Below are 25,646 nucleotides of genomic sequence, written 5' to 3' on the forward strand. Positions count from 1 at the left end.
ATCGAGCGCGGCTCATCGGGCAGTCCTGAGACGGGCCGCTGCGAGCACTCTGGCAGCGGCGGCGGGTTTGCGCCTGATCCCAGCAATCGGCGTGCCGCTCGCCGAATCTGGTGAGCGCCTTGCTTGGCGAGGAAAACACCGTAACTGCCTGCTTTTTGATGACGTTGCCGATTGTCGGACCTCCGACATCGTTGTCTGAACCGGACAAGGTGGCCGCTCGTGTGATGTGGCTCGCCTCTCAGCGCGCGGCCAGTTATTCGAGGCCGTGTTGGGGTAGGAAAATCATGATAAGATCGGAACTGCGCCGCCGCGCGGGCGTCTCGACCGTGGTAAAAACCTCCCTTATGTCCAGGCTCTGATTGCGATCCTGATCGGTGTCCTCGTCCGCTGCTGTCGCAGGAAGCTGCCGTCCACTCGCCGCGCGAGGAGCCTGCACAAGCTAGACTTGCGCAGACAGGTTACGGATATCGTCACCATCGCTCGCCAGCATGTCGAAGGCAGAGAATTGGACTTCCTCATCGTGCGTCCGTCGACGCCAAGCAGCACCGCTTCGCCGTCGATCACAAAATAGGTTTGGCGGTTTCGGAGCGCGGCCTCGAGGACGAGGGGAAAACGGTGGCTCCATTCATACCCGTTGCGAGTGAACAGCCGCACTCGCTTGCCTTCACGTTGAGGAATTAGCCGATAGCCAACATGCTTGATCTCGTGGAGCCATTCCGGCCGATCGGGGACCTTGGTCCCGCGCATCGGAATGCAGGGATCGAAGGCAGGCTTAGGCATGCGGGATAAATAGGCAATCGCACGCGTAATGCGAGTCTGATCAGACCAGCCGAAGGGTCAACTGGCGCTGGTGCGCGACTTGAACCCCTTGCCGTCGCCAACTACGACAGTGGTGGTGGTGGTCGGCTTCTTATCCACGATGGTGCATTTCTTCGCTCCGTGCCTTCCCATCGACAATAAAGAGGCCGCCGAAGCGGCCTCTCTATTCACCGGTACATAGCAACTGGAGGATTAGAAATGTTGAAAGCAATGCGCCACTATGCGTTCGGCGCCGCAGCGGCAACCGCTCTTTTTGTAATTCCGATCTCGGCCTTTTCCCAATCCATTGAGGTTGGACCGGGAGGCGTCCGAGTGTACGACGGTCGAGGGGGTGGGCAATGCGAGCAATTGCGGCGTGCCTGCGAAAACAAGGACGCGCTAGGGGAACGGGGCGAAGGAAATTGCCGCAGATACCGTGAGACCTGCCAAAGACCAGTTCGGAGGGATGTGTGCGCCGAATTGAGACAAGCCTGCCTCTACAAGAACGAATTGGGCGAACAAGGCGCAGGAAATTGCCGCAGGTATAGCGAGACTTGTAGAGGTCGCTTGTAAAGGTGGTCTTGCAGGGTGATCCGGCATCGCTCGACACCGCCCCGCGCAGCGGTCATCCCAAAGGCCGCCTCGGTTGGCGGCCTCGTTCATATCAGGCCAAGCCTGCAAGTCGCCTGTTGGCCCTTCTCGGACCTCGTGTGATGTCCGCTTTTGCGCCGCTCTTGGGGATAAGCGGACATTTGTCTTAGGCAAATAGATCAGCGCCGCTCTGCGTTAGCTTCACGAACGTTCCGCTCTCGTGCAATTCCAGCCAGCCACGCTCGATAGCGAGCGCGAGGCCAGCGCTGTATTCGGCCGGTGTGCCCTTGTCCTTGAACAGGAACTGCTCGTTGATTTTCTCGATGTAGATCCGACCATCGTGGCTAGGTTCGAAGGCGCGCGCGTGCTCCATCAGGCGGCGCGCGGCTTTCTCGGGGTCGGAGTAGGGGCGATCACTCGTAAGCTTCATGCTGCTGCTTTGTCTTCCTTGTCAGCGGCTCTAGCAACTACCCTGATCGCATCGTCGGGTAACGGACGCTGCAGGGCCTTGGCCTCGTCCCACGGTGCTCGCATCCAGACGTAGCGTTCCTCGTCTGTCTGCAGGATGACCGGCATGGCCTTCGGGCCGGTTCAACGACAGCGTTCGGCGTTGCGGTGAGGAAACCGTAGACCAGGTGCGGCCCCGGGACGGGGTTCGATTTGGTACCGCGGTCGCCTTTGAATTCGGTCCAGATGCCGGCAAAGCAGGTCAGGGGCCGATCATCATTGATGGCGAACCAAACGACGCGCGTATTCGGCAAATCTGTTGAACGGCACCAAGCAGCGGCTTTCCGGTTTCAGCCAGCCGCGCCAATGCGGCGAGGAAGTGTTGCGGATGTTAGTCACGGGCGGCCCGCCTGTCCGGGGCGGTGACGGCATGCCCCAGCGCATCAGGACTAGCTCGCGCTCGGCGCCGGCGTTACGGACGACGGGCGCCGGATAGTCCGGAAACACGCCTGGCATCGGCGGCAGGTTGCCGACGTAGCTGTTCATCACGTGGAAGAGCGCTCGAATTGCTTCTTGGTTGGTCGTGATCGAATAAAGGTTACACACAGCCCGTACCTATAGCGCCTGACATCCGTTCCTGGCCCCAAAGCCTAGTAAAGTTGCGGAGATACGCCAAGTCGCTCAAATTACGACGATGAGTACCAAGACGCGTGAGGTCATATGGGGTGGCCGGATCGCCTGCAGTGTCCCACTCGCCATAGCTGCCGCTAGAAAGACCTCTCACTCGTCTCACCAGCTGGGTGCGGAAGGAGGACTCGTTCTTGAACAGCAGAGGGTCATGGTCCTAGAGCAGATACATCGCGATGACCGTTATCGCGACATCGCGGCCTGACACGGTGTTGGCCAGTTGCAGAAGTTCGTTGGTCGAAGCCCTTACGAAGCGGAAGATAGTCTTCGGAGGCTGCGATCTCCAATCGCGTATCAACACTTCCCAGCGTTGGTCGCAGATGGACCAGAGTTTCGCATCTGGTTGCTTCGCGATCCTCGCCTGAACCATCTCGATGAACGGCTTCAGGTCGGCCTTGCTGACCGTCCGCTGTTCTTCATGGCTCTGTCGGCGCTTGCGGGACCTATGCTTGGAGCAAAGATGGGAGTGACCGGCGCGAGCATTCGCGCAGCCATTTACTCGGCAGCGTGGCATCGTATTCCTTGGATGTTTGCATTCCGCAGCCATGCCCAGACAGACCGACGCAAACTGTCGCGAGGCAGCTCACTTTCAAGACGGGTCCTGACCGAGATCAGCCCTCGTCACAGCGCGGCCTTTAGCATCGCCCCAAAGATCATCGCAAGCGAAAAATCCAATCAACTTATTGATTTTACTTCGAGATTTGGAGTGCTTCCATATCTGGAAGGCGTCCATGAGTTACGGGTGGTTGACGCCAAGTTCTTATTTTGTTCTAATGCCTTCTCGCGCAGGGGTGGCGCAATGGGGCTTGATCAAATCCGTGCAGAGATAGCCTTGAGGCGGCTGGTCGGTAGGCAGCGGAAGGAACTGCTTCAGCTACAGCGAGGCAGCACCGCCTCGGCGTCAGCGAAGGCTCTGTTGCAGCGGTTGCTGGACAAAATCGAACACGTTCTGCGCCGAACGCGACCGACTGAAGGCCAAACTACCCCAGCCAAAAGGTAAGGTGCTTGGAGGCCGCAAATGGGGAAACACTTCCAAGGCGATCCTGATCCGCCGCCCTTCATCAGGGCTCTGGCGGACCTCCCCCACTTGGCCACCCGCGAGGGCTACTGCTATACCACGTTCAGGCCATCTTGGTGGCCATCGATCAGTACGCCGCCAAGGCGTTCGGCAACCGCGAATACTTTCTCAACAAGCCGTGCAGCATCGGGAGCAAGATGAACGGCGATGTTCCTTAAATCTGCGACCGCAACGGAATGGCTGGGCCAGTCGGCGGGTGATCAAATCCGGGTGCCATAATCTCACGGAACGGTGAGGCTGTTTCGTTCGCAGCTTCTCACGAAACCTGCGCGGCTATTCTCGGTCTCCCACGAAACAAAATAATTCTGACGACATCATTTTCTCGCGAAACGGCAAAGTCCTGAAACGCGACAAGTTCATGATCGCGGCATCCACCAACACGAAGGATGCGATCATGTTCAAGCTATTCTTCTCAACGGGCACAATTGGAATCGGAATTGCTGTTGCAGCTTTGATCGCATGGTCGCAGGCCGTTACGCCGCTGCAAGCGACTACTGCGTCATCGACGATCAACCCCACCGACATCATGGCGACTTACAAGGCTTCGTTACCAGTCGAGCAGTGGGACGCCATCTGAAGTTCTGTGTAGTTCTAGTTTCCTCCCAAGTAACCTAGCCCCGGTCCATCGCCGGGGCTTTTTTACGTGGGCAAGGTCGCTAAGTCCGCTACCGAACAGTCAAGGTTCGCCAAAGACAGATAGGTTGTTCCATCACCGAGCCGTTATGGGCAGATGTCGGTGATGTGAACGCAATGTGCGCTCCCGCCTCACTCAAGCAGGGGAGCAGCGCCAATGCTGAGGCGTCGTCGTATCAAACAGACGGAATCTCTGGAATGTCGGTTGGCAGAAGAGGCAAGGCTGCTCCGCGAGCAGGCCGAGTTGCAACCTCATGGAGCAGAGCGGGAGGCCGCACTTCGAAAGGCCGACCAGGCTGACACCGCGTCACACATGAGCGACTGGTTAAGGTCACCCGGCCTGAAATCTCCAACGTAACTTGACCTCGACAACCAACCTTGAAGTGCGGAGGCCCAACGAAGGCATTCTCACCGGACGACGACGGTGCTTGCAAGCACTGCCGTTACGAGCAGCGCTGCGCCGAAGATTGCAACGCCAAGACAGATTCGTGCTGCTATTGAATACGAATCGAGTTGGGGCAGTTCGATCACGACACGCTCCCTTGTGATGTGCAGGCGGGAGCGCAATGGGTCTCTCAGCCACCGGCGCCTACAGACAAAGCCTTGGCCGGTGGTGCCGGGTTAACCTTAGGGAACCTGGGTTGGTTGCTAGAAGGTCCGCGCCAGCGTGATGGTGTGGCGAACTGCGATCCAGTTTTTTTCGGGATGGTCGAAACCAAATGTCCACTTTCTGAGTTAGTGGAATCGCCCAACCAACCACGGGCGGCGTCACATGAGTGAACAGCTCGACTCTTCCGAAGTGTCCCGGCAGGCAATCCCTCCGACTAATTACTGTGCGTATTGTGGCGGGTTCGCCGTGGCGATGGCTGTTCTCGATGCTCGCCAAGGCAAGAGCTACCGGCTGCTGCGCTGTCCAAGCTGCGGAAAGATGAGTTGGATCGAAGAGCGGTGTTCCGCCAAGTAGCAACCACTCAGCATTGGTGGTGGAAGCAACGATCACGTCCCCTGATTGTTCGGGATTCCTGCGAAGTGGGTAAGAATGTCCGCCGTTGCCTTCCAGCGCGGCGGGCATTTTTTTATGAGTTTGCGTTGTGTCGAAGCGTATTCCATGCCGGGATTCATCCGGCCTCAACTAGCCACGTTGAAATCCAAGGCACCGCCTGGCGATCAATGGCTGCATGAGATCAAATACGACGGCTACCGCGTCCAGGTTCATGCCAATCGCGGTCGGAAGAAGGTTTACATCCGCAGCGGGGTGGACTGGACAAAGCGCTTCTCATCCATCGCTGCCGCTCTCGACATCCCGGCCAGGCTAGCGTTGATGGGGAAGTCGTTGTGGTCCATGAGGGGCGCACCCACTTCAGCGAACTGCAGGCGGAGTTAGCGGCAGGTAGACAGGGCCGGCTGGTCTATTACGCCTTCGATCTGTTGTGGCGTGACGGTGATCTGCGCAAATTACCCCAGATTGAACGCAAGCAGACCTTGCTGCCCAGCTCGGTGAGAACGCAATCGAACTGCCTGTGTTGTATTCCGAACACCTGACCGGGGATGGTCAACAGATGTTTGACCATGTAGCCAAGTTGAATTGGGAAGGTATCATCTCGAAGCGGGCTGACGCCGCGTACCGATCAGATCGCAACGAAAACTGGCTGAAGATCAAGGCGGTTCACAAGGGCAAGTTTCCGGTTATCGGGTTTGTGAAAGATCCGACGGGTGTTGCTGCGCTGTATCTTGGAAGGCGGGAAGGCAGTGATCTGGTTTACATGGGTAAGGTCGGACGGGCTGGTGCCGCACCGTGTCCAACCAAATCAGGCGGCAGCTCGACACGGTGGTCAGCCCCAAGTCCAAGCTAACCAAGGCCATTAGGAAGCCAAAGGCGACATGGGTTGAGCTGAAGTTCTACGCCGACGTTGAATACCGGGACATCGCGTCGGAGGGCTTGTTGCGGGCAAGTTCGTTCAAAGGATTGTCCAAGCCTTGATTTTTGTTGTATCGCGCTGCCAGAAGGTGCGTAGACTACCGCCATCACCGCAAGGCTCTCGGCATCTATCGGTGATGAGAACGCCAGTTGCGCTTTCGCCTATCCGAAAAAGGAGAACGGCGATGCAGCAAGAGCAGCGCGACAAGGTCTATCGTTTCGACCAAAGCCCAACAGCGCAGGCAGAGCGGCTGCGCAAGGAGGCCCGCGGTGGCACTCCCGCTGGGATCAAGCGTGACCAGTTGCTGCGCGGGGCGCTTCAGTTTGAAAACGAGGCACGGGTGAAGCGTTGGCTGGCCTCGCAAGATTTGAAACCGCCGACCTGACGCCGACCGTCGCCGTCGGCGGAACGATACCCAGCTGTGCGAATGGCTGAACTGGCCGGTCTGAAACCGCCTGTGTAGGAACCCAGCGGTTCAGTGTTCGTTATCTCCGCATGACCGATACCGACCTCTTTGAGCAGTTTTTCAACATTGCTTGGAGCGTCCTTGAGAGGATGGATGAACTCGGCGAACCCAACGACACCTCCCGATTTCTGATCGACAACATTGCTTGCATGATGAGACGTGGCGAACGGCGCAGGCTGTTGCTCTCGAACGCCGGCATCGATGCGTACAGGAAGCGACCGATTAGGCTGGTATCGTGATCGCCCCCTTGCAAGGTCTGTCTTGGTATCGGCTGGGTTTGCGAGAACCACCCAACGCGAGCATGGGCGGAAGAATCGGGTTGTCAGTGCGGGGCCGGCCTTGCGAATGTGTTCGCGCTGACGGCCTCGAAGAGCCTGACGTGAGCCAGATAATCGAAGAGAGACCATCAGCCCGAAACTAGCGCCGCGACTTCTTAGCGGCCGTGCGCCGATTGTAAGGGGAACGGTTGGTGGATCTCAGGAGATGCCCTCGCGTTGCGCCTTGCTTGCTATCGACGCGGGTGGACGTTCCATCTTCAGGCTGATGACGCCAGTTGGCGTGTTGGCCTTGGCAAGCGAGCGTAGTTGCTTTACTTCCTTGTCGCTCCACGGCTGACGCGAGCGGCGTTTGTATTTCGGGTTTGCTTTGTGCGGTCCCTTCCTGCCAATAGGCGATCCAGGTCGCTTCGATGCTGGTTGTCGTCTTGCTGCTATGTGCACCTCCAATGATGGTTAACGCGCGATTTTGCGGCTGGTTCCCTCCATGACATTGAGATAATGTTCGCGCTGGCCGTCCTATCCCGGCTGACCAATGGAAAGTAGATATGGGACCATGACGCCCTATGACCCGATGGCCGTCGCGGTAGACTGGCTAGACGCTTACCGCGCTCGTCGCATCAACCAGATGGTTAGGATGCACAGCCCTGACGCTCTGATCGACTGCACCTGTGGAGGTAGCAACGCCATCTACGGTCAGCAAGTTATTGCGGCCTATTGGAAGCGCCGGTTCATTGAAAGTCCGGTGCTCGAACTACTAGATTTGCACGTGGCCGGTGAGGATGTGCTGGTCACCTACCGAACCAGCAGCGGGATGATCGTCTAGGCACAGCTAAACATCGCAGAGGATGGCCTGATCACTTATTGCTCTTGTGGTTCTGTTTGATCGGCGACGTTAGCGATTAGGGGCGGCTCAATGCAGGACATGCTAGCGCAGTTGGAGAAGCTACGCAGGGATGCGGCAGAGTGCGAGCTAATCCGAGACTTGGCGACCGATCCAAAGAAGCGCGAACTATTCGACCGGCTAGCGGCCCATCTGACACAGCTAGCGTCTGAGGTCGAGCAGACGATGCTAAGGTACGGGAAGGGATAGGTGCGACTACTGAAGGGTGGCCCGACGCATGACGTTGTGGGACGACACACGTCGGGCCTTGCCACAATAAGGTTCAGCCCCAGTATGGCCATTAGCCGCGCTGGCCGAACAACGCTATAGCCCTTCACTGGGGTCGGGAACACCGTGGGACTACGGAGGCTCGCCAGTGTTCTTCGATCGATGGGTGCGCTCGCGCAAGCCTTCCAAGGCTAGGCGGGCGTGGTGCGCAGCCTTGCGATCGCCGGTCTTCTCGATGTGCTCCAATGCCCACAGCAAGTATTGCATGGCAGTCATGGCATCAGAATCATGGCGAATGGTCATGACGTCCTTCGTACACAATCTCCTTTTGATCGTCGTCGCTGCCGTTGCATACGCGAAATGCGCAAGTGACGGTCACTCAAGTATCAAACTGCACAGACCGGTAACTGAAGACCAGCCAACACCTTCACGTCCTCCAGAAGTCCTTGAACCTTGTTGGCGATAGCTCGGTGTACCTCAAGGTGTGCTGGTGTTGCGGTGGCCGAGACAGACTTCAAGGCGCTGATGTCGTGGCTGCATTAGATCGCATTCAGCGCCTTATAGATCGCACCGCGTGAGCAACCGAGTTGCTTGGCAATGGCAGTCGCGCCAAGCCAACGTGTCGGAGCCGTTCACGAACTTGGCCATTCTGCTCCAGAGCACCAGGTTGCCGCTGGCGTAAGTGAGCCGGCTTTCCCGTAGTGCCAGAACATCCTGGACCAATTTCTTCGTGCGGGAATCGTTGGCCGAGAGAATCACTTTGCACGACCCGTCCTGCGTAGTCTGATTAGAAAGGGTCGGCTCGCGCCGAACACGGCCTTCTGTTTGGATTTCTGCTTAAAGGTTGCGATGTGCCCCGCCGGCTCGGTGAACTTGGCGGCAATCGCGAACATTGATGTTCGCCGGTTCTTCACTTCCGAGCATAAGCGGCATCAGTGCTTGACCGGGATCAATCGAGCGCGGCTCATTGGCAGTCCCTGAGACGGGCCGCCCGCGAGCGCTTTGGCAGTGGCGGGTTTGCTCCTGATTCCCGCAATCGGCGTGCCGCTCGCGGAATCTGGTGAGCGCCTTGCATGGCGAGCGGAAATACGCGCAACTGCCTGCTTTTGAATGACGTTGCTGACCGTCGGACTTCCGACATCGTCGTCTTGAACCAGACAAGGTGGCGCTCGTGTGATGTCGGTTGCCTCTCAACGCGCGGCGGCTAGATTTTCGGTTTCGTATTGAGGGAGGAAAATCATCACAAGACCGGAACGGCGGCCGCCGCGCTGGCGTCTCGATCCTGGTACAAGTTCCTTTAGGTCCAGGTGCTGATCGCGATCCTGATCAGAGTCCTCGTCCGCTGTTGTCGCCGCCTCACGACTAATGACTGGTCTCTGCTCGGGCGATAGCACGTAACAGCCTATCATCTATCTGCTCGTCTTCGCTATACATGATTGGTTGGCCGCGCTACCAAGCTACCGCGCGATTTCTAAAGCGGGAATACGGGCATCAGTTCGTTCAGCCGGTCTGAATACGTGCGCGGTTGGCCATTTGAATTCCAAGGTTTCCCATGTTCACTTCCTAATCTCACAATGGACGCGTGTTCGGCGACCGTAGCGCAACTTTTGAGACCCGTCCTTTACCAATCCTGATAGGTGCCTCGCAGGCCTTTGTTGGCGATACTGCTCAACCGAAGCAGGAGCGACCCACAATGAAGATGGTTGTTTGGAGTGCGCTTGGCGTTTTTGCGTTTGGAGTCTTTGCGGTAGGCGCCTTCGGATGGATATTAAGGCCGTTTATGAGCGAGCCTGTGAGGCAGATGCTGACGAAGCTATTAAGCAGCTCAACTGGTATTGAAGCGAAGTCCCCACGAGAGGATTAGAAGCTTTGGTGGAGTAAATTCCGACCTCAGCCGTTTGAGAAATCTGTCGACCAAACGATCAGATACATCGAAAGCGGCAGATGCCAGTGCGACGTGAAATCGTCCAGTCTGACCGCGAAATCGACGACATTCGTTATTTCGCAATTGCCGCGAGCGGCTCGCTCGTCTGATCAAGACTCATCAATGATGAAAGTGGTATCGCTGGGCACCGATCCGCCGGCTCCTCTAGGCGGATCCGTTGGTGCTCGACGCCAGGGGGCGTCCTAATGTTAGTTGCCGACCGCAATGGACGATAGTCTTGGCGAGTTCTTCGCCGAGCTCGGTTAGGACTTCGTTGCAGCTTGCTCGAGCGCAGCATGAATTCCCTCCGGACGTCGCGATTTTGGGTGACGAGGTGACCAGGCGGCGCTGTTTGCCGGCATTTGGATGATCTCGATGCCATCGTTGAATCTGACACCTGCGATGATCTTCGGCAACTGATTTGTGCCTTTGGGCCGCCAAGCTCGTGATGCGGCGATGACACTTCAGCCTGGCGGTGGTCGGCGACAACGAGCCCGTGGTGCGCACGTCCTGCGCCGCATGGTGACGAACACGCTCTCGATGCGATTGGTCGTGCGCAGGTGGTCGCAATGCTCGGCAGGAAAGTCGTAGAAGGCCAGGAGCGTCGCGATCCTTGACCAGACATTCGATCGCCCGGCCGTACTTGGCGCGGTATTTCTCGGCGAATTGGCGAGCGGATCCGGTTCAGCTCGACGATCCTGCCGCTGTGGGCACGGCGGACCCGAAGTCTGGATGCGCTGTTGCCAGTGCTGTATCTGCGCGGCATCTCGACCGGCGATTTCCAGGAGGCGCTGACCGCCTTGCTGGGTGAGGACGCGCCGAATCTGTCGCCTGCGGTGATTTCCATGGAAGCACTGAGCAGCCTCGGTTGAATGGTGGCTCAGCTGAGCGGCCTGCCGCTTTCTCAGCTCTGTTTTGAGATTAACACTGCATCAATTGCGGCTAGCTGCGTTGGCCTGCTTCACACTTCCAGATTCCATACAGAATGCCGATACCGTCAGCGGCACTCACTTAAGGTGAGCCTCATTCCAAGAAACCTCTTTTCAAGGCTGCCCGTAACAGCGTAGAGGAAGCAGTTGGCCAAGTTTGCGCTTCATGACCATAGACAATCCTCATCAATAATCTGGCGAGCTAGGCGAAAGGATCGAGATCGTTCATCTTGCAAGTATTCGTTCAGGGCGCGACGAAGGCCCAGTATTCGACACTACTGTCGACATAGCGCCCATTGCGGCACATCTACGACGTGCTAGCGCGCCTACAAGAAGCATGATCAGGCTTGGTCGAGCAGAAGAACAGCGCGGGCGATCTGGCGATTCCTTAGATCGGTCGCTTATCACCTGTCTCGCACTGGCGCTGAAAGCAGTGTCGCCCGCCTTTTCGATTCTTCGGGATGAGAGGGTGCTGCGCTTTTCGGGAAGCCCCCAAAGACAGCTCACGATCTTAAGCCGGACCCATCTTGCACAGCATAACGCATGATATCGGTGAAGCAGCCTAATCTGCATCGTCGGGGCGTCCGTTGTTAACACCACGAGACCAGCGGCAGCTTCCAGAGCAGGCCGTCGGGCTCGACGTCGAGACCTTTCTTGTTGGGCTAAGGGCTCTCAGATTGCCGACGGACGCGCACGTCTGGTGCGGCATGGTTATAGTTCGGCGCAAAACGATCGAGACCTGCGTAGGCCTGGATCCAGTGCAGTCCGCGATCGTGCTGCGACACGCCCAGTATCTAGGTGCAGTACTTCCGGCGTTCAGAAGCAGAACCCGCCTTCCTGTTGCGAATACGAGGTCAAGCGCGCAAAAGATGCCGCGGTTCTCGTTGTGGCATCACTTTTGCTTGCTACTGGGTCGCTGGCGGGCAGATCTCAGGTGGAGATTTAGAATGTCTGAGTTGTCGAAGCTGAACGTACTTGCGCTGCCTTTTGCGGTAATGATTGCGCTGTTCCCAGCGTCCGCGAAAGCGCCGATCTGGAGTTCGAGCGATCAATACGGTACTTATTCCCTTAATGGCTATTCCTGGAACAACGACGTATATGGCCAAGGTGCTGGGCCTCAGACGATCTCGGTGCATGCGGTCAATCAATGGAATGTGTGGTCGAACCAACCTGAAACCGACGGCATCAAGAGCTATCCCCACCAGGCCTTCAACGTTGGGAAACGGCTGAGTGCGATTAACAACCTGAGCTCAAGCTTCAATCAGAGCGTCCCGACTGGCGGCCGTTGGAACTTCGCCTACGATATCTGGGACAGCTCAAATGGTTATGAGATAATGCTCTGGACCAATTACACGGGGAATCCCGACGGAAGCGGCGATGTTAAGCCCATTTCTTACAACTACACTTCTTCCGGGGCCGCGATTCCCGTCTACAAAGGCATCAATGTGGGCGGAGCGACTTGGAATGTGTTTGAAGGCTGGAACAAACACAAGGTCATTTCGTTCCTACGCACTTCCAAGACCAACAGCGAGACCGTGGATCTCAAGAGTATCCTGCAATGGATCAAGTCGAAAGGATACTTCGGCGACATAATCGTCGGCAGCGTCCAATACGGCGTTGAGATAACCTCGTCCCCAGGTGGACTAAACTTTGACGTCAACCATTGGGCTGTGACCTCGAAGTGACTACTTTTTTGGGACCGTCGGCGAGGTGATCGTCGGCCCGGAGTGGGCACGGTCTTTGGGCGTTTTCTGTAGCAAGTCGGTGGCTGGAATGGCAGCTTCAGTGTAAATCTGGCCCGGCGTTCGCATGCCCCGCTCAATTCGTCTTCGGAAGCATGGCGACGTTCAGTCTGTAGTTGGTATCCATCCGAGCTGCCCGCATCTTAGACATCAAAGCCAGCCCAACGTCACCACCGGAAGGGCTGACCCGCTGCAGCACGATAGCTAGGGGNTAAGGTGGACTCTTCGAGACCATCAAGACCGAACATGGGTGTTATGCGGATTNGACACTTCGCGCTGGGAGCGCGAGTACGGAAAGAAGCCTAGCGGGCGCCGCTATTGGCGCTTTCGGATCATCTCGCCCCAAAATACAGCCCAAGATTATGAATTCAGAACGGTCATACCGTTGACCTTCCCCAGCGCGTGCCGCGCCGCAATGGAGAAGGCCCGCCAGCGCGGTTCGGCCCAAATCGTGGTACTCCCTTGAGGGACCGTACGCGGCGGACCATAGAACGCGTTTACCGCAAGACGCGCCGACGTGAGGTGTTCTGCAGGCATCGCCAGTGTGAAGCACTGTATTGCAGATCGAACGAGGTGGGCTCCACGCCAGATCGAGCTGCTGCTAGTTTGATGGATATCGGGTTAAGCCAAACCCACCTTGCGCTCGAACTCAACCGGGCTGAGATAGCCGATCGTCGAGTGTCCTGCGGGTAGTGTTGTAAAATCTGTCTGTCGTCCTTGCATCTGCTGCAATGGTGGCGATATCAATCGCTGGACATTGCCTTCTTGATCACGACGCTGGCTACACTCGCGCTGGAAGATAAGCTCATCAATTTGCAGATTGGAGTAATGCTTGTTGGCGGGGATCGTCTCCAGCGTGTGCCTGGGCTTCTACCAGCGGCTCTCAAGCTCATCAACAACTATGGGCCGACTGAAGCTACGGTCGTGGTGACCTCGGGATGGCTCTTCAGCGACAACGCTGTGCCGCATGGCCGCCCGATCGCGAACACGCGGGTGTACCTGCTGGATGCTCATGGTGCGCCGGTTCCGTTTGGGGGGGGCCTTTTGCTCGGGGGGGGGCGGGGTGGCGCGCGGCTACCTGATCCGCGATGGCATAAGATAAAGCATTGCAAAATCGATTGCTTGGGTTTTCTGACCACGCCCGGAGATGACATCGGGCGCATACATGCGAGCCCAATTGCGCGACGTGTTGTAGAACAATTGCAGGTCGGGCTTGATGTCCCAAAGCGGCGAGCCCTTGATCCGGCCGCAGTCGTTCCGCTTCGGGCGCAGCTTGCCGGGCGTGAACTGATCCGGCGCGGCATCGAGCGGCGGGAAATAGCGCGGCTCCCTCTCGCCCTTGAAGGTCGCCCACACCCGCACCGCCGCATGTTACCTTCAGACCTTCGATGGCATCCGGGACAATTGGCCGTGGTCGGAGATCGGCTGCGCGTTCTGGGAAGAATCGCGACATAGGCGATCGTGGCCGAGGCGACCGAGGTGCTGCCGCGCGATCCCGAGGGGCGGCTTGCGGTCCGCGCCGAGTTCGCTCGGCGCCAAGTCGAGGCGGTCGCCGCGCGTCGGAAGATCACACTCACCCAACCACGACGCAGCGATGTCGCGGGTGCATGCGGCGGTTCGCCATGTGCAAGAGACAATCAACCAGGCCAACGCGACCGGTGATCTCGCTTGGTTCAACGCCGCCTATCGTGCCTGGCGGATCGAAGCAAAAAATTTTGGGCGCGTCATGAGCTACGCCGAGGCGCTCGCACGGCTGCGCAAGGCGGTGACTAAACGACTGATTACCCTCGACGTAATCAATTTGGACGTTGATCTCTTGCCAGGCATCTTCCCCGAGCTGCCAAAGCAAGGCGCAGAAATTTACGTTGACGACTTGAAAAAACCGGTGCTTTCTTCGCGCACGCGCACGCGCACGCGCACGCGCACGCGCACGCGCACGCGCACGCNAGTCCAAAGCCACGCGCTGATGGATCGGGCCGCCGTGGTGTTTCCACACTAAACGCTAGACTGTTCGACCGATCTCGGCGGCGGGATCGGTCTTTTGTGGTTGCCCATGCCAACGCTCGGGGTTGATTTTGATTTCTCGAAGATCAAGCAGCGCGCCATAGACCTAGGCGGGACCGCCGATCAAATCCCCTATATCATGGCGACCACGCTCAACATGCCCGCCGAGAATACCCGGTCATATCTGATCGAGACGACATGGCCGTCGTCGGTCCGCAATCGATCGTTCCTGAAAGCTGCACTGACGACCAAGGGGTCGCGCGAGACGAAGGGCGATCCGTCCGTTAATATTTACGGCGAACCTCGCCCTGCATGCCACGGGTGGCACGCGCCGAGCGAAGGGCGGCAACCTTCCGATCCCGTCGTCGGTCAACGTGCAACGGACGAGCGGCGGCGCTGTACGCAAGCAGCAGCAGCCGAAGAACTTGCAGAACAGCTTCAAGCGCGGGCGCTTCATCTTCCAGCGCCAGAGCCGTTCGACTCGCAAGGCGAAGGGCCGCATCAAGCTGGTGTATTCGCTGCGGCCGTCGGTGCCGATCCAGCAAGACGTGCCGTTCTACAGGGACTTCGCCGAGGTGATGCGGCAGGAGATGTCGCTCAACCTGGCAATCGCGGTCATCCGCGCCATGTCCACGCGGTGCCGCTAACAGGGAGAGAGCCATGGCGACCAAACCTAGCGACGACGACAAGCACAAGGACAAGGCGCAGGCGGATCATGCCGAGCGCGAGAAGCCGCCCGCGGATCAATCCGAGCAGCAGCAGCCCCAGCCGGAAGATCCCCGGCAGGGCGTGCCGCCCTATAAGGACTGACTCCGTGCTGATCGAGCGCGTGGCCCGAGACAGGGTGATCAATCACCTCGATCCCGAGTACCTCGCGCAATGGCGCTCCTACTATCGAAAAATCGTCGAGCGTTACGTCGCGGGCGCCCTGTCATGGAGCGGCGCCCACAATGCGCTGATGTCCCTCGGCTTCCGCGACCATGCGCTCAAGATCGAACTGCTCGAGCTCGACAAGGCTCGCGACCGGCAAGGACATGGCTGATGATCCTTGCTCGATGCGCGCGCCATTTCTTAGCGTCGAAGAGGCCCGGAGCTTGGCTGGAGGTGTGATCTTTCAATCGAACCTATAGGAGGCCTGAAAGAACGTACCCCACCGTTCCATGCTGAACTTCGAAAAGCTAGTCGCAGTTGTTTCCGGACCACCACAGCCTGTGCATGTCGTCCTTTTTGGTCCACATGGCCCAATAGCGGCCACCGACGCCGACGCTGAAGTTCTTGGTTATGAAGTAGGACAGCACGCCTTCGACCTGTACACCCCCGCCTCCGTTCCCGCGTTGATCAATAAAGGTGGTCGTCGGGCGCAAGAGATGATTGTCACGCCCTTTGAAATCGGTCCAGGGCAGGTAAGCGACGTCCGTGCTCAGACGCCAACGCTCGGTGAACATGGTTTTGGCGCTTAGGCCGAGACGAGGTGCATTCCACTGAGTATTCTGGCTTGCAACGATCCTGTCGTCGCCAGGCGGCAAGCATGTAGTCATCGGGTTGGCGATCTGTATACACCCCCTCGAGTCGGAGCTCTGTGCGTAGTAGGTCCAGCCGATAAATCCGCCGACCTTGTAGTGGGTGGCGTGCAGAAAATCGTAACCCGCATCGGCCGTGTAATACGTGAACCTTCCGTTTGCCTGGCCTGATATCGTGTTGGAATAGGAGAAGCTGCGTTCGATGCCCCAATCTTCATCATTCATGCTTCCTTTGTCGAAGCGCCCGATCCCCACGTTGCCCTTCAGGAATACCCTCCAGGGGCTATCAACACGGCCAAATAGCTCTCCGGAAAGTCCGTCAAGCCCGTGATAGGTGAGCCTCGATACAAGAATGTTTCGGTCTCCAGTTGCGATCTCATCGGGCACCGCGCTGGCGTTCCATTGAAATCGTCCCCGGCTGAGCCAGAGCCGCGATCCGCCTTCGAACGACCAACCGGCCGTGTAAGCAATCGGCGGCACGCTAGCGGGTGCTTTCGCGTACAGCGGCGCATCGGACCATTGCGCCGCCCAGGGGTCGGCGCCAAAATGGTAGTTCAACCCGATCCTTCCGACGTGATAATTGCTGGACGGGCTCGTTGTGTTCGCCGGAACAATTGCGAAGGGCGGAAACTGCACCGTCGGAGGCGTTGCGACACTCGGCCCGCCGAAATGCAGATAGTCATACTCAGCTTTGACCGACCATGCGGGCGTAAGCGCTTGCTCGACGCCCAGGCCGATGACGCCACCGAGGCGACCATAATCGAAATGGGTTTTCTCCTGTGGGAACCGGCCCTCAAACTCGTTGTTGTTGACAACGTCGCCCTGATTGTTTTGCCAAGCCACGCCTCCCTTAAGATAGGCCAACGTGCGGCCCAACGCGCCAAACGCGTAACCGACGCGGCCGGTCGCGGTGGCAAAGACGCTCGGACCTGCCTTGCAGTTTACACTCACGACAAAGCCGGACGCCGCGAGGCAAGTATTTGTGCCGTCAGAGGCAGCACCGCTGGCATCGAGTTCGACACCAAACACCCAGCCGTTCTTCTGCCAATTGTAGCCAATCTGGCCACCTGCGAGGAACACTGGGGTATCGACGACATCGCCATAGATGGACGGACCATAGGGATTGCTGAAGGACGTTCGGCCGTACCCGCCGCCGACATGCCCGCCAAGATAGCCTCCGGTCCAGTTCCACACCGCCGCTGGCAGTTTCACTTCTGGCTCAAGATCTGCCGCATTCGCTGCACCACTTGCGACGAGCGCAATTGTCGTGGCTCCCAAAAGAAGAACTCCAGATCGCATCCAACACGTCCCTGCATTTTCTCGGTCCACAATCGAGCGCCCTTAGTTATCGCGCAGCAAACCGTCGGGGCGGATCAGACGCTAACAGCGACGCGCGCCGAGTCCGTCCCGAAGACCATCGCAGTGCGATTGGTGATGATGCCGCAAAGAGAGCAAGTCGCGTGCCGAAGTGAATTCGCGGGCTTTGCAGGCACTTCGTCGCGGCGTGTGGCGTCAAGTTGCTGACATTGTCTCAATACCGACAGCCGCGCAGCCGCTGCTCGAGCAATACTTGGCTACCCCGGTGTCATGGGTCTATATCCAAAATGTGCTGGTCTCCCTTGGCGACCGAGACCATGCGCTCAAGATCGAACTGCTCGGGCTCGACAAGGCTCGCGCCGCCATGATGATCGCTTACGGGAGTTCTAGCTCTAATCGCTAGAGCCGCAATCTCCCCGGCACTTAGGAGTATATACGCATTTAAGAGAAAGGTCCGAAATGGCTCAGTTCGATAGTTGCGTTGCGAATGGGAAGCGCAATAAACAACTTTTGTAATGAACTGCCGATGGGTAGTTTGATTTACCTTAGAGGTGGGAGATGAGCGGCACCGACTACAACCTGCAAGTCGGCCGAACCATGGTACCGCCGTACTCTCGGACCGGAGCTTCGAATGATGCTCTATGGACTCAGTGACGAGCTAAAGAAATCTACGTCGCGCCGATCGCGAAGCGCGACGCCGACGCGCTGATCATCCGGCTGCATTACAGCCACAAGACGGTCAACAACGCTTTCCTAGCGCTGGGTGTCTTCCTCGGCGGGCGCCTTGAAGGCGCGATGACGTTCGGCCCCGTCGATGGACAAGAGCAACATTCAAGGGCTGGTGCGCGAGACCGCGTGGAATGGTTTCCTCGAGTTGAACCGGCTAGCGTTCTCGGAAGCCCTGCCGCGCAATTCCGAAAGCCGCGCGCTGGCGGTCGCGATGCGGATGATCAAGAAGCACTATCCGCACATCGAATGGGTGATCTCGTTCGCCGATGGATGCCAGTGCGGCGACGGCACAATCTATCGCGCGGCGGGCTTCGTCCAGACCGGGATCAAAGTGAACAAGAGCCTTCTGCGACTGTCCGACGGCTCGGTCACGCACAAGATGACGCAAGTGACCGGCAAGAACCGCGCGGATCACTTCGCAAGAACTGGCGGATCATGGTCGGGACAGGGCGTGCCGCTCGACGGCTACCAGATGCGGTACATCTATTTTCTCGCGGCGGCGCGGGTGCGGCTGGTGCCGAAAGAAATCCCCTATGCGGAGATCGAGCGGCGCGGCGCCGGGATGTATCGGGGCATTGCGCGTGGCAAGCAGGCGATGGCTGGGGTCCCCTCGGCACAGCGGCGCGGCAGCGGCGACCGCCACGCTCCAACGTAATCGCGCGAATTTCACCGGCCTCTCAGGACCCCCAGTCAACTACCAACTCTGGCAATTGCTGGAGAGACGAACACATGTCAGTCGTTGTCCATACACCGTCAAGGAAGTCGAATTCGAAATTAGGTTGAGAAGAATGAAAAAATTGTTGCTGGGCACGGTAGCCCTCATCACGCTGGCTGCTCCTGCCTCTGCCGCTGATCTGGCCGCCCGGCCCTACGTCAAAGCGCCTCCGCCGGTCATCCCTATCTACGATTGGAGCGGCTTTTACGTCGGCATCAATGGCGGCGGTGGCTCTGCGCATCAGTGCTGGGACCTAGTCAACGCCGGCGGCGTTGTCGTTGCTCCGCCCCTTGTCATGGGGTGCCATAATGGGACTGGAGGCACGGTCGGTGGTCAAATCGGCTACCGCTGGCAAATAGCGAACTCGGTGTTCGGCCTAGAGGCGCAGGGCAACTGGGCCGATTTCAAGGGCTCCAATGCCAACCTTGCTTTCGCAGGCGTCCGGGATGAATCCAAGCTTGATGCATTCGGCCTGTTCACGGGCCAAGTCGGCTATGCCTGGAATAATGTGCTGGTCTATGTGAAAGGTGGGGCTGCAGTCGTCCGTGACAAATACCGGGCCTTCGATTCTACGTCTGGGCTGACCATCGACAACGGCAGCGAAACCCGCTGGGGCGGCACGGTAGGGGCCGGCCTTGAATTTGGCTTCGCTCCGAACTGGTCCGTCGGCATTGAATACGACCACCTGTTCATGGGTCATCGGGATATCGATTTCTTTTTTTCACCCGGAATCGTGGGTGTTCCGGCGGGCGCTTTTGCAGGGACTGCCCGGATCGGTCAGGACGTCGATATCGGTTTGGTCCGCGTGAACTACCGCTGGGGTGGCGCGATCGCCACGACATACTGATCTTCCCCAGAACGGAAGCGTTACATCGCGTGGGAGACGGAAACTGAATATTTCTGGCGCGCTGCTCTCCTCTCAAGCTGGTAATCATTGATGTTCAAGAAATGACGTAAGGATCTATGTGCGCATGGGAGTCGAGGTGCCATATGGCATTAATCTCACTGAGCCATCACGGAAAATGCCCTCGCTGCGGTTATGGGTTATTCCACCTTGAGTGGCATGAAAGCCCAATGCGGACGAAGTCCACGAATTTGTCACCGTCGTCAGGTCTGATGAGAAGGCGCTGTCAGATCACAAACCCAATCCTTACGAGCCTGCTCGTCTGACCAATGACACCCGAGCAGGTCGACCTCATAAGGATGTCGTTTGATGCGATGTGGCCGATCCGTCGCGACATCGCTAATCTGTGTTACACACGGTTCGTCGAACTAGCTCCCGATGCAAGAGATTTGCTCGCGGAGACATCGAGCGGCAACGGATGAAGGTGCTGAATATGATCACGGCGCTGGTCGCCTCGCTCGACGAGAGACCGATGTTCCAATCGCTGATCGCGCTTTCAGGTTACAAACACGCCAGACTTGGCGTTCAGCCAGCGACTATGTCGCAATGAGGGAGGCGTTGATGTGGAGCCTTGAGTGCAAGTTAGGCGACGCCTCTTTCACCCCGGAGCTGCGGGAGTCTTGGCGAACACTTTACGTCACGGCCCGGACCGAGATGCTGCGGTCTGCCGTGAAAAACCTAGAGCATCACGCAACTTTGCTGCAGTGCCGAGGGTCGGAGTTGGGACGCTCATGGCCCCTCGCGTTCGTTAGAAGAGTTCAGCTATTGTGTGACTTGAGCGCGGTAAACGGATGGCCTTACGATTTGAGCGAAAGCAGCTTTGCGAGTAGCGCAGCGGTCAGCAGCGTGGCGTGGCCGTCGGGCGCGATGGCGCAAATGAGCGCGCGCCGGGTAACGGCGCCTGGCTCGGTCTCGATCTCGCGCGCGGCTTGCATCGCGGCGAGAACCGTGGGCGGCCGCTCGATGCGGTACTGACCGGGCCCGAGAAAGATCGATGCGGTGAAGTGGTCCGCCTTACGGATAGCCTCAACCGCGCGGGCCTCGACCTCGGTCAGCGTCATCGGCCAACCCCGAGCGATAGAGCCGCAATGGCGAGCGAGATGTATTTCGGGATCGGATGGTCGCCGTGCTCATAACCGTCCCATGCGCCGCGCGAGCAGCCGATCGCATCGGCGGCCTGGCGCTGCGAATAGCCGATGCGCGATCAGTCGGTCAGTGATTGCGGCGTCGCGAAGGGCGTGGCGCCGGTTTCGGAATTCGTCATTCCCGGGTCTCCTCGTTGGCAGGCCATCGCGGGATGCAGAACGCCTCGACCCCGAAGGCCGGGAAGCTGACCATCAGCGCCCGGCAATCGGTCGGGCGGCTCGGTATTGGGCCATTTCCCCGACGAAATGGCCCAGATTTAGGCCACTGGTCGGTGGTTGGAAGATCCAAAGGGTCGAATTGCGAGCCTGAAAATGGCGGAAGATCAAAGCGTTACGGCGGCTCCGCAATCGCCCGCAGGGACCGCCGGGGGCCGCCCCGATCCCGGCGGGTCTTCTGCCGCCCCGGGCGCCAATCCCGCACCAGCGGGCGCCGACGGTGGCGGACGCGGCCAACTACTGACGAGCAATCATGCCGGGCGCCTGCTCATGGTCTCGGCAGAGCGCGTGCGGCAACTCTCGAAAGAGGGCTGGATCGAGAAGCAGGGCAAGGACCAGTTCTATTTGGTCATGTCGTGCAAGGCTACATCCGCTTTCGCAACGACGCGGATCGGCGCGCGCAGAAATCCGCCGCTGACAGTCGGGTCCGCGACGCGAGGGCGCGCGAGATCGAGTTGCGCAATGCGGTGCGCGAAGGCCACCTGATCGAGATCGACGAAGCGATGGCAATCGTCGAGCAGATGACCGGGCTTTTCAGAGCAGAGACCGCCGGGCTTCCGGCGCGCGTGACGCGCGATCTGCAATTCCGCAAGACAATTGAAACGGCTTTGAATGATATCCTCGAACGGGTCGCAGATATTGCCGCCGAAAGGGGACGTGCTGTGGCATCGGCTCGCTTTGCTAGCGAGACCGTCGCGGCCAACGCCGCCCGACGAGTGGGCGGCGACGAACCGCATCTATCCGCAAACGGCAGCAATCCCGGGTCCGCGTGATCCGCATTTGACGCCTTACGTGATCGCGCCCGAGCGCATGATCGCAAGCGGACGGTTCCGCCGAGTGGTCATGGTGTTCGGCGCCCAGACCGGCAAATCGGAGGCGATGCTCGATGTCGCGGGCCAGCCTTGATCAGCGGCGGGGGCCGATTCTGTACGTCGGGCCGAACCGGCAATTTCTCATCGAGCAGTTCGAGCCGCGAGTCATGGCGCTGCTCATCAGGCGCCGACGCTGACCGAGAGGTTGGCGCGCGGCAAACGGATGACGAAGACCCGCAAGCTCGTCGCGGGCGTCCTGTTCCGCCTCGCGCATTTGGATCATCGGCGGCACTGAAGTCCGATCCGGCTGTCCTGGCATTGGTCGACGAGTACGACGAGATGCGCGCCAACGTGAACGAGCAAGGCGGCCCGCTCGGTCTCGTCGAGCGGCGCGGCGACACCTAGCGGATTTCGTTTGCGTGGTCACATCGACTCCAAAGCGCGGGCGCGTAGAGGCCGTCGAGGACAAGCGATCCAAGCTGTTCTTTTGGACGTTGCCGTGGCTGACGATATCGAAAGCCCGATCTGGCAACTCTGGCAGCAAAGCACGCGGCATCACTGGTGCTGGCCGTGCCCGCATTGCGGCGAATACTTCGTCCCGCGCTTCAACCTGATGCGCTATCCGCCAAAGGTTTCGCCGATGGCGGCGGCGCGCGAAACCTATCTGGAATGCCCGCATTGCGGCGGCGTCATCGAGGACGGCTACAAGGCGGCGATGAACGAGCGCGGCCAGTATGTCGCGCCCGGCCAGACCATCGATGGCAACGGCCAGGTTTCGGGCGATCTGCCGGATACGATGTCGGTGAGCTATTGGGTCTCGGGCCTCGCATCGCCGTTCGTCTCGTTCGATGATCGCATTCCGGTCTCGAAGCTATCGCGCTTGGCGACGACGCGATGGTGCAACAGGCGATCAATGCAGGCTTCGGTGAGTTGTATTCGCCCGGTGGCGGCGAGGTGCCGGAATGGGCCGAGATCAAGGAGAAGGCGCGCCACGCCGAATACCGGCGCGGTGAAGTCCCCGAGGGCGTGCTGCGGCTATCGATCGCCGCGGACGTGCAAAAGCAATCTATCCCCTACGTCATTCGCTGCTGGGGACCCCGGGCCACGTCATGGCTGATCGATTGGGGATATCTGCGCGGCGACACCGCCGACACGAGGTGTGGGATCAGCTCGCCGAATTGATCTCGACGCCGATCGATGGCTTCCCGATCCATCTGACGTTCGTCGATAGCTGCTTTCGCCCGGGCAAGGCGGACACTCTGCCGCTCAATCGCGTTTACGAATTCTGTCGCCGCTTTCCGAAGCGCGTCCGCCCGACCAAGGGATCGAGCGCGCCGATGCGTGTGCCGCTGCTACTCTCCAAGATCGAGGTCAATCGATCCGGCAAGGCGGCGAAGTTCGGTCTCGATCTGGTGCGGCTCGATACCGATCACCGGAAGTGCTTGGTGCACGAGCGATTGCGCTGGCCGTCCGAAACGCCCGGCGCATGGAATGTGCCGGTCGGCATCGATGACGATTACTGCCACCAGATTGTCTCCGAGGCGCGGGTCAGGTCACCGACCGGGCGCCGGGAGTGGATCAGGCGGTCGAAGAACAACCATTTCCTCGACTGCGAGGCGATGCTGGCCGCGACTAGCTACCTCATGAACATGCAGCGGGTTAGCCAGCCGCGAGAGCGAGAGGCGACCGCCAGGACGAACGAGAACCCGCCGCCACCGAATGACGTGCCACCGACGCACCGGAATTTCCCGCGTGCGCCGCGCCGGATCGTGCGGTCGGGCCATTTGGGAGTGTGAGCCATGGCAAGGAAACCGGGCGCGCTGACATTCACGCAACAGCGGCAGCAAGACTTGCTGACCGCGATTGCATCCGGCGCCGAGCGCGTGAGCTATTCGGACAAGTCGGTCGAATATCGCTCGCTCTCCGCGTTGTGGGAAATCCTCGCGGGCATCGATGCCGATCTGAGCGGCGCCGGGGCGCGCCGCCGGACGTTCCGCATGGTCGCGCTGTGGGACAAGGGTCTCTGAGCGATGCCTGGTACGCATCCGACGGGGCTTACGATTACCCACATTTTTGAGTCAGAGTTTTGCTCCCATTGCGATATCGATGAATCGCGATAATCCGCGCCACATGATCAGATTCCCTGGTGGCGGATCGTTGGCGCGGGCGAGATAGCCGCCGAGCCTGGCGATCTTGATGAGATAATGCGACAATGTTTTTCGTTGTGTGCTGACTGGATTCTTGTCTTTGACGAGCCGATCAAGCAATTGGATTTCAGCTTTGGTCAGCACAAATTCCGGTGAAGCATTTGGCGCTGAACGATTGAGCATCGTCATCCAAAAAATGCGCCAGCTCACAACGCAGAATACCGAGATCAGATTCGTCAATCGCTGAGCAGTCCGCAGTTGCGAGTCCTCTGCCCTACAGCCGGATTTGAGTATCTTGTGGAAGACCTCGATCTTCCATCGCAGGGAATACCATTCGAGTTTCTCGATCGCATCCCCGCGCGATTGCACCGGAAGATCGGTCAGGAGTTTCCATTCAATCTTCTTTCTGTTCTTTGGCGCTCCTCTTTCATCAGCGTGGATCACCGTCAAAGTCAAAGCTGGATACCGCGACTGCTTGCCTATCGGTGGCAGAATACGGATTTTGCGATACCGGATTTCAAGAACAGCCTGATCTGGATTGCCCTTGCTATCCTGGACTTCGATCCGGTGGAGAGCTTTGACCAAGACCTCATCCATTATCGTTGCAACGGTATGATCGCCATCGCCTGCCAGGCGATTGACACAGGCCCTTACCAAGAAATGCGTTCCAACCTCTTGGGCGGCGCAAAACAATTCATAAATATCGGCCTCACGATCACCGATATGGATGCACTGCGATGGCTTCTCGAAAGCTCCGTGGATTGCTTGAGGTTCTCCAGCCACCGAATGCTCTCCTTGGTTTCAATGGGGATCCGTGTCAGGTTGACCTCGCGCCTGAGCGCAGCGACCCCTCTGAATTTCTTTCTGGTCCAGAACTTCACAGCGCTGAGCCCCAGCGGAAGCCCATCGAGGGTCACCGCAAGGCTCGAATGCATCAATATTCCGCAGGTCGTGTACGTTTGGGGTTTTCCGTCCAATCTTCGAGAGTTGCTTTTGGGGATGCGCTTAATCATCCCGATCAGATCCGGGCGCTCCCTTTGATAGGTGAATTCGGTCGTATCATGCAGAACAAGAACAGGTCCCTTCGCAGCCGCGATGCGTTCCCGCCGTCGATTTAAAATGACCAGACAGGATGTCGGCCTCGCTTACTCGTTCATTGGAGAAGAAACGATAGGCCGCCTTGGTATTCGCCCAGTCTTGGCAAACCATAGGAATGCTCTGGCCGACGTCTCCACCAATCTGCTTCAGCAGCATGCGAAATCTCTCGCCAAGCCGAGCGTCCTGGAATTCGCACAGCGCAGCTTCACGGTCAAACCAGGTCACCGCGTCAGACGCCGACCGATGCGCCTTCTCATCCCGGGCGCGTGAAGTCAGTCCCATAGAGCACCTCTTCTCGAATCAGGTGCCCATCAAAGAATCACAAGCGATTCTGGCGACTCAAGTTTTTCGGCTCAGTGCACCTCAAAAAAATGTGGGTAATCGTAAGCCGACGGGGGCCGTCTTGCGTGACGGGTGGTAATTCGCGAAGCGTGTGACC

At 58.6% G+C, this 25,646-nt stretch carries 26 protein-coding genes and 7 pseudogenes; 23 read left to right on the plus strand and 10 right to left on the minus strand.

What is annotated here, in order from left to right:
* Positions 1–342: 342 nt before the first annotated feature.
* The 3 genes and pseudogenes from CQ14_RS32285 to CQ14_RS32295 all read right to left on the minus strand — a co-directional run bounded on the left by CQ14_RS32285 (position 343) and on the right by CQ14_RS32295 (position 2,442).
* Positions 343–780, minus strand: coding sequence for an ATP-dependent DNA ligase (locus CQ14_RS32285; protein WP_057861825.1), 438 nt, complete (start codon positions 778–780; stop codon positions 343–345).
* Positions 781–1,555: 775 nt separating this feature from the next.
* Positions 1,556–1,819: a hypothetical protein gene (locus CQ14_RS32290; RefSeq protein WP_057861826.1), complete on the minus strand. Its 264-nt coding sequence runs from the start codon at positions 1,817–1,819 to the stop codon at positions 1,556–1,558.
* A pseudogene (locus CQ14_RS32295) lies at positions 1,816–2,442 on the minus strand (SOS response-associated peptidase). The gene CQ14_RS32290 and the pseudogene CQ14_RS32295 overlap by 4 nt, the downstream one beginning before the upstream one ends.
* A 301-nt stretch (positions 2,443–2,743) precedes the next feature.
* Between CQ14_RS32295 and CQ14_RS44910 the strand changes: the two are divergent.
* The 8 genes from CQ14_RS44910 (at position 2,744) to CQ14_RS32335 (ending at position 7,720) form a co-directional block, all read left to right on the plus strand.
* Complete coding sequence (locus tag CQ14_RS44910) at positions 2,744–3,523, plus strand: hypothetical protein (RefSeq protein ID WP_199805665.1); 780 nt, start codon at positions 2,744–2,746, stop codon at positions 3,521–3,523.
* A gap of 436 nt (positions 3,524–3,959) precedes the next feature.
* A complete protein-coding gene (locus CQ14_RS32315) occupies positions 3,960–4,178 on the plus strand; it encodes a hypothetical protein (RefSeq protein WP_057861829.1) in 219 nt (72 codons plus the stop codon).
* A 1,095-nt stretch (positions 4,179–5,273) separates the two neighbouring features.
* Positions 5,274–5,618 carry an ATP-dependent DNA ligase gene (locus CQ14_RS47120; protein ID WP_245320685.1) on the plus strand — a complete coding sequence of 115 codons (345 nt, stop codon included), beginning with the start codon at positions 5,274–5,276 and terminating at the stop codon, positions 5,616–5,618.
* Positions 5,619–5,793: 175 nt separating this feature from the next.
* On the plus strand, positions 5,794–6,087 hold the full coding sequence (locus CQ14_RS47125; protein ID WP_245320687.1) for a DNA ligase-like domain-containing protein: 294 nt from the start codon (positions 5,794–5,796) through the stop codon (positions 6,085–6,087).
* Complete coding sequence (locus CQ14_RS47940; RefSeq protein WP_347337169.1) at positions 6,063–6,215, plus strand: hypothetical protein; 153 nt, start codon at positions 6,063–6,065, stop codon at positions 6,213–6,215. The genes CQ14_RS47125 and CQ14_RS47940 overlap by 25 nt, the downstream gene beginning before the upstream one ends.
* Positions 6,216–6,337: 122 nt before the next feature.
* On the plus strand, positions 6,338–6,538 hold the full coding sequence (locus CQ14_RS32325) for a hypothetical protein (protein WP_057861830.1): 201 nt from the start codon (positions 6,338–6,340) through the stop codon (positions 6,536–6,538).
* Between the two features lie 110 nt (positions 6,539–6,648).
* Entirely contained in the window at positions 6,649–6,858 is a 210-nt protein-coding gene (locus tag CQ14_RS32330; protein ID WP_057861831.1) for a hypothetical protein, read from the plus strand.
* A gap of 592 nt (positions 6,859–7,450) precedes the next feature.
* Positions 7,451–7,720, plus strand: a complete 270-nt coding sequence (locus CQ14_RS32335; protein WP_057861832.1) for a nuclear transport factor 2 family protein — start codon at positions 7,451–7,453, stop codon at positions 7,718–7,720.
* Positions 7,721–8,137: 417 nt separating this feature from the next.
* Here the strand turns inward: CQ14_RS32335 and CQ14_RS44915 are convergent, their stop codons facing one another.
* Both CQ14_RS44915 and CQ14_RS47130 read right to left on the minus strand, forming a co-directional pair.
* Complete coding sequence (locus CQ14_RS44915) at positions 8,138–8,308, minus strand: hypothetical protein (protein WP_187399189.1); 171 nt, start codon at positions 8,306–8,308, stop codon at positions 8,138–8,140.
* A 1,884-nt stretch (positions 8,309–10,192) separates the two neighbouring features.
* A pseudogene (locus tag CQ14_RS47130) lies at positions 10,193–10,595 on the minus strand (transposase); the annotation flags it as partial.
* 5 nt (positions 10,596–10,600) lie between these two features.
* Between CQ14_RS47130 and CQ14_RS44110 the strand changes: the two are divergent.
* The 3 genes and pseudogenes from CQ14_RS44110 to CQ14_RS47945 all read left to right on the plus strand — a co-directional run.
* Positions 10,601–10,774: pseudogene (locus CQ14_RS44110) on the plus strand (IS256 family transposase); the annotation flags it as partial.
* A 1,031-nt stretch (positions 10,775–11,805) separates the two neighbouring features.
* A complete protein-coding gene (locus CQ14_RS32340; protein ID WP_057861833.1) occupies positions 11,806–12,543 on the plus strand; it encodes a glycoside hydrolase family 12 protein in 738 nt (245 codons plus the stop codon).
* Between the two features lie 885 nt (positions 12,544–13,428).
* Positions 13,429–13,581, plus strand: a pseudogene (locus tag CQ14_RS47945) (hypothetical protein); the annotation flags it as partial.
* A gap of 93 nt (positions 13,582–13,674) precedes the next feature.
* Here the strand turns inward: CQ14_RS47945 and CQ14_RS44920 are convergent.
* Positions 13,675–13,956, minus strand: coding sequence for a hypothetical protein (locus CQ14_RS44920; protein ID WP_057861834.1), 282 nt, complete (start codon positions 13,954–13,956; stop codon positions 13,675–13,677).
* Positions 13,957–14,978: 1,022 nt separating this feature from the next.
* On the opposite strand from CQ14_RS44920, the gene CQ14_RS32360 reads away from it, so the two are divergent.
* From CQ14_RS32360 to CQ14_RS32365, 3 genes are read left to right on the plus strand one after another with little or no spacing between them, the layout of a single operon-like run.
* Complete coding sequence (locus CQ14_RS32360) at positions 14,979–15,251, plus strand: hypothetical protein (protein WP_057861837.1); 273 nt, start codon at positions 14,979–14,981, stop codon at positions 15,249–15,251.
* Between the two features lie 13 nt (positions 15,252–15,264).
* On the plus strand, positions 15,265–15,414 hold the full coding sequence (locus CQ14_RS44120) for a hypothetical protein (protein ID WP_156435685.1): 150 nt from the start codon (positions 15,265–15,267) through the stop codon (positions 15,412–15,414).
* Between the two features lie 4 nt (positions 15,415–15,418).
* The gene (locus CQ14_RS32365) at positions 15,419–15,646 is read left to right on the plus strand and encodes a hypothetical protein (protein ID WP_057861838.1); all 228 of its coding nucleotides are present in this window, start codon (positions 15,419–15,421) and stop codon (positions 15,644–15,646) included.
* 136 nt (positions 15,647–15,782) lie between these two features.
* Here the strand turns inward: CQ14_RS32365 and CQ14_RS32370 are convergent, their stop codons facing one another.
* On the minus strand, positions 15,783–17,402 hold the full coding sequence (locus CQ14_RS32370; protein ID WP_245320689.1) for an outer membrane beta-barrel protein: 1,620 nt from the start codon (positions 17,400–17,402) through the stop codon (positions 15,783–15,785).
* 705 nt (positions 17,403–18,107) lie between these two features.
* Here CQ14_RS32370 and CQ14_RS48585 point away from each other — a divergent pair.
* From CQ14_RS48585 to CQ14_RS47715, 4 genes and pseudogenes are all read left to right on the plus strand, one after another.
* Positions 18,108–18,239: pseudogene (locus CQ14_RS48585) on the plus strand (Mom family adenine methylcarbamoylation protein); the annotation flags it as partial.
* 16 nt (positions 18,240–18,255) lie between these two features.
* On the plus strand, positions 18,256–18,825 hold the full coding sequence (locus CQ14_RS32380; protein ID WP_057861840.1) for a Mom family adenine methylcarbamoylation protein: 570 nt from the start codon (positions 18,256–18,258) through the stop codon (positions 18,823–18,825).
* 133 nt (positions 18,826–18,958) lie between these two features.
* Positions 18,959–19,732 (plus strand): outer membrane protein, encoded by a 774-nt coding sequence (locus CQ14_RS32385; protein ID WP_057861841.1) that lies wholly within the window; start codon positions 18,959–18,961, stop codon positions 19,730–19,732.
* A gap of 475 nt (positions 19,733–20,207) precedes the next feature.
* Positions 20,208–20,339 (plus strand): globin family protein, encoded by a 132-nt coding sequence (locus CQ14_RS47715; protein ID WP_283807299.1) that lies wholly within the window; start codon positions 20,208–20,210, stop codon positions 20,337–20,339.
* A 247-nt stretch (positions 20,340–20,586) separates the two neighbouring features.
* On the opposite strand, the gene CQ14_RS44925 is transcribed toward CQ14_RS47715, so the two are convergent.
* Entirely contained in the window at positions 20,587–20,850 is a 264-nt protein-coding gene (locus CQ14_RS44925; protein WP_199805667.1) for a hypothetical protein, read from the minus strand.
* Positions 20,851–21,506: 656 nt separating this feature from the next.
* Between CQ14_RS44925 and CQ14_RS44930 the strand changes: the two genes are divergently transcribed.
* From CQ14_RS44930 to CQ14_RS32415, 5 genes and pseudogenes are all read left to right on the plus strand, one after another.
* A complete protein-coding gene (locus CQ14_RS44930) occupies positions 21,507–21,923 on the plus strand; it encodes a hypothetical protein (protein WP_057861842.1) in 417 nt (138 codons plus the stop codon).
* A 7-nt stretch (positions 21,924–21,930) separates the two neighbouring features.
* A complete protein-coding gene (locus tag CQ14_RS44935) occupies positions 21,931–22,056 on the plus strand; it encodes a hypothetical protein (RefSeq protein ID WP_187399188.1) in 126 nt (41 codons plus the stop codon).
* Between the two features lie 405 nt (positions 22,057–22,461).
* Positions 22,462–22,635: pseudogene (locus tag CQ14_RS48425) on the plus strand (phage terminase large subunit family protein); the annotation flags it as partial.
* 221 nt (positions 22,636–22,856) lie between these two features.
* Positions 22,857–23,758: pseudogene (locus CQ14_RS32410) on the plus strand (terminase gpA endonuclease subunit).
* A gap of 3 nt (positions 23,759–23,761) precedes the next feature.
* The gene (locus tag CQ14_RS32415) at positions 23,762–23,989 is read left to right on the plus strand and encodes a phage head-tail joining protein (protein WP_057861846.1); all 228 of its coding nucleotides are present in this window, start codon (positions 23,762–23,764) and stop codon (positions 23,987–23,989) included.
* A gap of 51 nt (positions 23,990–24,040) precedes the next feature.
* Here the strand turns inward: CQ14_RS32415 and CQ14_RS47135 are convergent, their stop codons facing one another.
* Both CQ14_RS47135 and CQ14_RS47140 read right to left on the minus strand, forming a co-directional pair.
* A complete protein-coding gene (locus tag CQ14_RS47135; RefSeq protein ID WP_245320691.1) occupies positions 24,041–24,892 on the minus strand; it encodes an IS4 family transposase in 852 nt (283 codons plus the stop codon).
* 276 nt (positions 24,893–25,168) lie between these two features.
* Positions 25,169–25,489, minus strand: a complete 321-nt coding sequence (locus CQ14_RS47140; RefSeq protein ID WP_245320693.1) for an IS4/Tn5 family transposase DNA-binding protein — start codon at positions 25,487–25,489, stop codon at positions 25,169–25,171.
* Positions 25,490–25,646 lie beyond the last annotated feature (157 nt).

This window comes from Bradyrhizobium lablabi (assembly GCF_001440475.1).
In the GTDB taxonomy this organism is placed as follows: domain Bacteria; phylum Pseudomonadota; class Alphaproteobacteria; order Rhizobiales; family Xanthobacteraceae; genus Bradyrhizobium; species Bradyrhizobium lablabi.

Excerpts from the sequence above, each read along its gene's own strand:
- CQ14_RS32285 (WP_057861825.1), bottom strand. The coding sequence starts at position 780 with ATGCCTAAGCCTGCCTTCGATCCCTGCATTCCGATGCGCGGGACCAAG.
- CQ14_RS32290 (WP_057861826.1), bottom strand. The coding sequence starts at position 1,819 with ATGAAGCTTACGAGTGATCGCCCCTACTCCGACCCCGAGAAAGCCGCG.
- CQ14_RS32315 (WP_057861829.1), top strand. The coding sequence starts at position 3,960 with ATGATCGCGGCATCCACCAACACGAAGGATGCGATCATGTTCAAGCTA.
- CQ14_RS47120 (WP_245320685.1), top strand. The coding sequence starts at position 5,274 with ATGTCCGCCGTTGCCTTCCAGCGCGGCGGGCATTTTTTTATGAGTTTG.
- CQ14_RS47125 (WP_245320687.1), top strand. The coding sequence starts at position 5,794 with ATGTTTGACCATGTAGCCAAGTTGAATTGGGAAGGTATCATCTCGAAG.
- CQ14_RS32325 (WP_057861830.1), top strand. The coding sequence starts at position 6,338 with ATGCAGCAAGAGCAGCGCGACAAGGTCTATCGTTTCGACCAAAGCCCA.
- CQ14_RS32330 (WP_057861831.1), top strand. The coding sequence starts at position 6,649 with ATGACCGATACCGACCTCTTTGAGCAGTTTTTCAACATTGCTTGGAGC.
- CQ14_RS32335 (WP_057861832.1), top strand. The coding sequence starts at position 7,451 with ATGACGCCCTATGACCCGATGGCCGTCGCGGTAGACTGGCTAGACGCT.
- CQ14_RS44915 (WP_187399189.1), bottom strand. The coding sequence starts at position 8,308 with ATGACCATTCGCCATGATTCTGATGCCATGACTGCCATGCAATACTTG.
- CQ14_RS32340 (WP_057861833.1), top strand. The coding sequence starts at position 11,806 with ATGTCTGAGTTGTCGAAGCTGAACGTACTTGCGCTGCCTTTTGCGGTA.
- CQ14_RS44120 (WP_156435685.1), top strand. The coding sequence starts at position 15,265 with ATGGCGACCAAACCTAGCGACGACGACAAGCACAAGGACAAGGCGCAG.
- CQ14_RS32380 (WP_057861840.1), top strand. The coding sequence starts at position 18,256 with ATGGACAAGAGCAACATTCAAGGGCTGGTGCGCGAGACCGCGTGGAAT.
- CQ14_RS32385 (WP_057861841.1), top strand. The coding sequence starts at position 18,959 with ATGAAAAAATTGTTGCTGGGCACGGTAGCCCTCATCACGCTGGCTGCT.
- CQ14_RS47715 (WP_283807299.1), top strand. The coding sequence starts at position 20,208 with ATGAAGGTGCTGAATATGATCACGGCGCTGGTCGCCTCGCTCGACGAG.
- CQ14_RS44925 (WP_199805667.1), bottom strand. The coding sequence starts at position 20,850 with ATGACGCTGACCGAGGTCGAGGCCCGCGCGGTTGAGGCTATCCGTAAG.
- CQ14_RS32415 (WP_057861846.1), top strand. The coding sequence starts at position 23,762 with ATGGCAAGGAAACCGGGCGCGCTGACATTCACGCAACAGCGGCAGCAA.
- CQ14_RS47140 (WP_245320693.1), bottom strand. The coding sequence starts at position 25,489 with ATGGGACTGACTTCACGCGCCCGGGATGAGAAGGCGCATCGGTCGGCG.